General features: G+C 68.2%; 3 protein-coding genes. All 3 read right to left on the bottom strand.

Annotation, left to right across the window (positions count from 1 at the left end; all coding sequences use genetic code 11):
• Positions 1-662: urease accessory protein UreG (gene ureG / locus WAW17_RS32715; RefSeq protein WP_422336981.1), on the bottom strand; the 662-nt coding region annotated here is incomplete at its 3' end.
• A 43-nt stretch (positions 663-705) separates the two neighbouring features.
• Positions 706-1,338, bottom strand: coding sequence for an urease accessory protein UreF (locus WAW17_RS32720; RefSeq protein WP_422336982.1), 633 nt, complete (start codon positions 1,336-1,338; stop codon positions 706-708).
• On the bottom strand, positions 1,338-2,304 hold a 967-nt coding region (locus WAW17_RS32725), incomplete at its 5' end, for an urease subunit alpha (RefSeq protein ID WP_422336983.1). The genes WAW17_RS32720 and WAW17_RS32725, both read right to left, overlap by 1 nt.

Raw genomic sequence — 2,304 nt, forward strand, 5'->3', positions numbered from 1 at the left:
CGCACCTGCTCACGCACCCACGCCAGCACGGGACCGGACGTCGGGTCCTGCGTCAGCGAGATCAGTGCCGTCGGCCTGCCCTCCCGGACGTGCTCGGCATCATGTTGCATCACCGACAGGTCGGCACCGACCATCGGAGCGAGGTCGGTCTTGTTGACCACCAGCAGATCCGAGAACGTCACACCGGGCCCGCCCTTGCGTGGCACTTTGTCTCCCCCGGCGACGTCGACGACGAAGATCTGCACATCGATCAGCCCTGAGGAGAACGTGGCGGTGAGGTTGTCGCCGCCCGACTCCACCAGGATCAGATCCAGCGGCGGATTGGACGCGATCAGGTCGTCGATGGCGTCGAGGTTGGCGGTGATGTCGTCACGAATGGCGGTATGGGGGCACCCACCGGTCTGGACGGCGGTGATCCGCTCGTCGGGCAGCACGGCGTGCCGGCGCAGGAAGTCTGCGTCCTCGGTGGTGTAGATGTCGTTGGTCAGCACGGCGAGGGAGAGCTCGTCGCGCAGCTGCCTGCACAGCGCGGCCACCAGCGCCGTCTTGCCCGAACCGACCGGCCCGCCGATTCCGATCCGGACCGGTTCGCCCGGCACCCGGACCCGCTTGGGACGGTCGTGGTGATCGTGCGGTTCGCCGTCGATGACATGCGGTGGCATTTGTTTCTCCTCGGGTAGAGCCGGTTTGTGGGGACCTAAAAATTCAGGATGCGAACAGTGGGCGGTCGCGGTCGGCGTGGCGCTGCGCGACCACGTCCATCAGCGGGTCCGACACACCGGCCAGGCCCTTGACGCACCGATCGGCGATGTCCTCGCACAGATCCGACAGGGCGAAGGTACTGGCGGCCACCTGCGCCGGATCGAGCGCGAGCAGTCGTTGCGCGGCGATGGCAGACCCCGTCATGGTGGTGTAGACGACGACGAGCGCGGCTTCGCGTGCGTCGACGCCGGTAGCGCGTCCGACCGAACCGGATATCACCGGCAGGTGCGGCCGGCTGTCGAGAGTCGACCAATCCTGTTCGGGCCAGACTGCTTTCGCGAGGCGCAGCAACCCTCTGCCCTGCGCCCGGGACGCCGCCCGCGACGCCGGTGACGGCGTGCGCGCGTCCATCTCGAGATCGCCGTGGGCGGGCGTCAGCTCTCCGGAACACACCGCGGCCGCGACGGATCCGGCAACCAGACCGCTCGTCCGGATCCGCCGTCGTAGAAAAGCCTCCATGGTGTCGACATCACGCACCAGCCCACTGGTCACCGCTTCCTCGACGCCGCCGGAATGCACGTGCCCTCCGGTCGGCAACCGCGAGTCGGCCAGGGCCATGAGATGAGCGAGACGCATCAGAACAGGAAGTATCGCTGAGCCATCGGCAGCTCGGCCGCCGGTTCTTCCTCCCACACCTCGCCGTCGATGCGGACGGTGAAGGTGTCGGGATCGACCTCGATCCGCGGCCGCGCGTCGTTGCGCGGCATGTCCGCCTTGCCCCGTGCGCGCACGTTCTCGACGGGAACCAGTCGCCGACCGATGTTCAGCCGCTCCGCGAGCCCGTCCTCGATCGCCTGCGGCGCAACGAAATGCACCGAGGTGGCCGCTGCCGCCCTCGGTGCCGCACCGAACATCGGCCGCGGCAACACCGGCTGCGGTGTGGGGATGGACGCGTTGGCGTCGCCCATCGCCGCCCACGCGATCATGCCGCCCTTGATCACGGCGTGGGGCCGGACACCGAAGAACGCCGGATCCCACAGCACGAGGTCGGCCAGCTTGCCCACCTCGACCGAACCGACCTCGGACTCCAGGCCGTGCGCCACGGCCGGGCAGATCGTGTACTTCGCCACGTATCGCTGCACGCGCTGGTTGTCGGCGCCGTTGTCGCCCGGCATGAATCCGCGTCTGCGCTTCAAGACGTGTGCCGTCTGCCAGGTGCGCATCACCACCTCGCCGATGCGACCCATCGCCTGCGAGTCGCTGCCGATCATCGAGATGGCCCCGAGGTCGTGGAGCAGGTCTTCTGCCGCGATCGTCGAGGGCCGGATCCGGCTCTCCGCGAACGCGAGATCCTCGGGGATCTTCGCGCTCAGGTGGTGACACACCATCAGCATGTCGAGGTGCTCGTCGAGCGTGTTGACCGTGTGCGGTCGCGTCGGATTGGTGGAACTGGGCAGCACATTCGCGTGCGACGCCACCGTGATGATGTCCGGTGCGTGCCCGCCACCCGCACCCTCGGTGTGGTACGCGTGGATGGCCCGGCCGGCGATGGCGGAGAGGGTGTCCTCGACGAACCCGGCCTCGTTCAACGTGTCCGAGTGC

The organism is Rhodococcus sp. (in: high G+C Gram-positive bacteria), from assembly GCF_049286785.1.
In the GTDB taxonomy this organism is placed as follows: Bacteria; Actinomycetota; Actinomycetes; order Mycobacteriales; family Mycobacteriaceae; genus Rhodococcus_F.

Bases quoted from the DNA above. Each gene is read 5' to 3' on its own strand.
- WAW17_RS32720 (WP_422336982.1), bottom strand. From the start codon at position 1,338: ATGCGTCTCGCTCATCTCATGGCCCTGGCCGACTCGCGGTTGCCGACC.